At 35.4% G+C, this 2,588-nt stretch carries 2 protein-coding genes and 1 pseudogene; all 3 read left to right on the forward strand.

The window, feature by feature from the left end; translation table 11 throughout:
* The first annotated feature begins 718 nt into the window (after nt 1-718).
* The 3 genes and pseudogenes from ACOV1R_RS15945 (at nt 719) to ACOV1R_RS15955 (ending at nt 2,550) form a co-directional block, all read left to right on the forward strand.
* Nucleotides 719-1,246 carry a replication initiation protein gene (locus ACOV1R_RS15945; RefSeq protein ID WP_424744326.1) on the forward strand — a complete coding sequence of 176 codons (528 nt, stop codon included), beginning with the start codon at nt 719-721 and terminating at the stop codon, nt 1,244-1,246.
* A gap of 572 nt (nt 1,247-1,818) precedes the next feature.
* Nucleotides 1,819-2,007: pseudogene (locus ACOV1R_RS15950) on the forward strand (helix-turn-helix domain-containing protein); the annotation flags it as partial.
* A gap of 24 nt (nt 2,008-2,031) precedes the next feature.
* Entirely contained in the window at nt 2,032-2,550 is a 519-nt protein-coding gene (locus tag ACOV1R_RS15955) for a hypothetical protein (protein ID WP_024971968.1), read from the forward strand.
* Nucleotides 2,551-2,588 lie beyond the last annotated feature (38 nt).

The raw sequence follows: 2,588 nt of genomic DNA on the forward strand, positions 1-2,588 counted from the left end.
TAGCCGTCATAAAGTAAAATACTATTATGAAAAATACTAGTCCATGCAAGTAGTCAGAACAGATTCTTTTTAGTAATTTCATTGAGTATTCTCCTAAACTGGTTAGTCGATTGCTTTTTATCATAATCTTTTTTTTATCATAATCAAATAATACTCATTTTCGATAAAAATATCTCAATTTTACTTTTACTGATGATCAATAGCTATAAGACAATTGTTAATCAGTAAAGGAATAGTAAGGACTAGTTCTGATACTAGCCGTTGTTAACTCTGCCTGAGGGCGTGCCCGAAGTCTTCCTAACCGTGGGCTTGATTTTGACCTTAGCAACGACCCACGGGAGGCGCAGTTAGATGTGAGCGTGGGATTCGCTCACTCCTTTTTGAGTGAGGGGGGATTGGGGACGACGTTACGTCCCCTAACCGTACCTCAAGTGCAATTTTTTTTGAATTTCAATTTTTTTCTCGCGCGCGCGTTAATATAATACTTTGAATACATACTTTTAAATACTTTAGGGGAGACAGAAATCCAGTTATATCAAGGGGTACAGCGCCGATAAAACTAAAAAACTACGTTAAAAAACTAAAAAACCACGTCTGAATACTCACGATTTTAAAAAACTTGTTTGTTTTAGTTATATGATATATGATGCTTTTTAAAAAAGTGAGTGGGTGTAGATATGGAAAAAATAAGAAGGCTCAAAAAGCAGTTAGCGGTCTTTTGAGCCGGCAAGATTATTTGGTCGTTCAGGGTAACGATTTAGCTAAGTCATTTGGTGGATTGAAATCTTTCGAACAGCGAGTTCTGGACTACTGCTTTAGTTTTGTCAGCGAAAATGATATAGCCGACAAGATGTATGAAGTCAGTGTGCTTGAAGTTATAAGACATTTTGGACTATCAGCTTCGGGCAACTCATATCAAAGGGCTGCTAAGGCGTTAAAGACCCTAAGCGAAAATATCGCTTTATACCTGCCCAAGACGCTTCCTAGCGGAGAACGTGGAATACTCATGACACAACTTTTCGATACTCTGTTCTTTGGTGAGGCCGGTACGGTACAATTCCGATTTTCACCAAATGCCGCCCCGCTCGTATTTGATTTAAAAAAGAACTTCTACAGTTTTCACTTACAACAACTGTTAAGCGCTGAAAATCGCTATCAAGAACTAAAACAATTTACTAGCAAGATTAAATATCAAGACCAATCAACTGTGTTTCAGCATTTTGTACAGGAAATCAAAAGTCGCTAGTCCTTATACCTGTCTGAAATGAGTTTTAAGCCATTCAAACTCATTATGGCATAATTAGTCATGGGCCAAATTCAAATTTCCTAAAATTGTCCTCTCGGCTAATTTTTATATACTATGCTTATTTACTTAACCTAACCGAATCTGTAACGAATTGAGATTCGGTTTTTATAGTAGCAAGATCTAGCTCTAATACTTATCGTTGTCAATACTGCCAATAAGTTGACCTAGTCTGATAGAAAAACAGCCAATTTGATTGTGAACAATCAAATTTTGGGAAAGTCCATTTCTTACGCGTAGTGCTAGTTAAATTTAGACAATAAAAAAAACTGTACTCCCCCTCTATAATTTTCAAAACGGATTTATTTAAGCTCCCCCCTAAAAACGGGGATATGTTCGAATCATAGGCTTATTTCATTCAATGCAACCAGCTGGTGCGTGCTTACATATCAACATCCAGATAAAATAAAGTCATAATTTACGAAAGGAGTAAGAAAAGATCACATTCGCTGAAAGCTTAAAAAAATTACGACACGACAACTCACTGACACAAAATGAGCTAGCTGAAAAATTATATATTTCGCGTCAATCTATTTCTAANACACGACAACTCACTGACACAAAATGAGCTAGCTGAAAAATTATATATTTCGCGTCAATCTATTTCTAAGTGGGAACTAAATAAAAGTTATCCCGATATCGATAAATTAATACTACTCAGTAAAATATTTGATATCAGTATTGACGAGCTCTTAGGTCAAGATAAACTTTTGAGAAAGGATATTATTATGAAAAGCACTCTTTACAGAAAAAGTATCAGCATTTTAAAGTATTTAGGCCTATTATTGGCAACTATTTTATTGTTTTTAGGACTAAACTTTTGGAGCAATCAGCTTGATGACTTGCATATTCAAGATGTCAAAATCTACAATACATTTTTCGCCATGGAAAATGGAAAACCTACTTTTTATCTATATGGCAAATTAAAACCCACCTTTGCCAGTTATAGCGGCGGTGCTTTCACTCAGTACAACAACAGCAATGGAAGTGCCTACGGTTATAATATTAATAAAGACAATGTCAATATTGATGGCCAACAAACCCATAGTCCATTTGGCTCAAAAGAAGTCGTATTTCGTATTAAAAGCGATCCTAAACATGGATTAACATTGATCAATCAAAATATATACCTTACTGATCAACAACATCACAAAATAAAATTATATGATGCCCACACTAGAACCCAGCCACACAGTATAGACCAGAAAGATACTCAAAAATTCATTAAGCAAAATAAGCTACACTAGTTAACATAATCGCCATTAATCACAGTACCCCCACTAAC

The organism is Lactiplantibacillus sp. YT640 (genome assembly GCF_049745435.1).
In the GTDB taxonomy this organism is placed as follows: Bacteria; Bacillota; Bacilli; order Lactobacillales; family Lactobacillaceae; genus Lactiplantibacillus; species Lactiplantibacillus plantarum.

Excerpts from the sequence above, each read along its gene's own strand:
- ACOV1R_RS15955 (WP_024971968.1), top strand. The coding sequence starts at position 2,032 with ATGAAAAGCACTCTTTACAGAAAAAGTATCAGCATTTTAAAGTATTTA.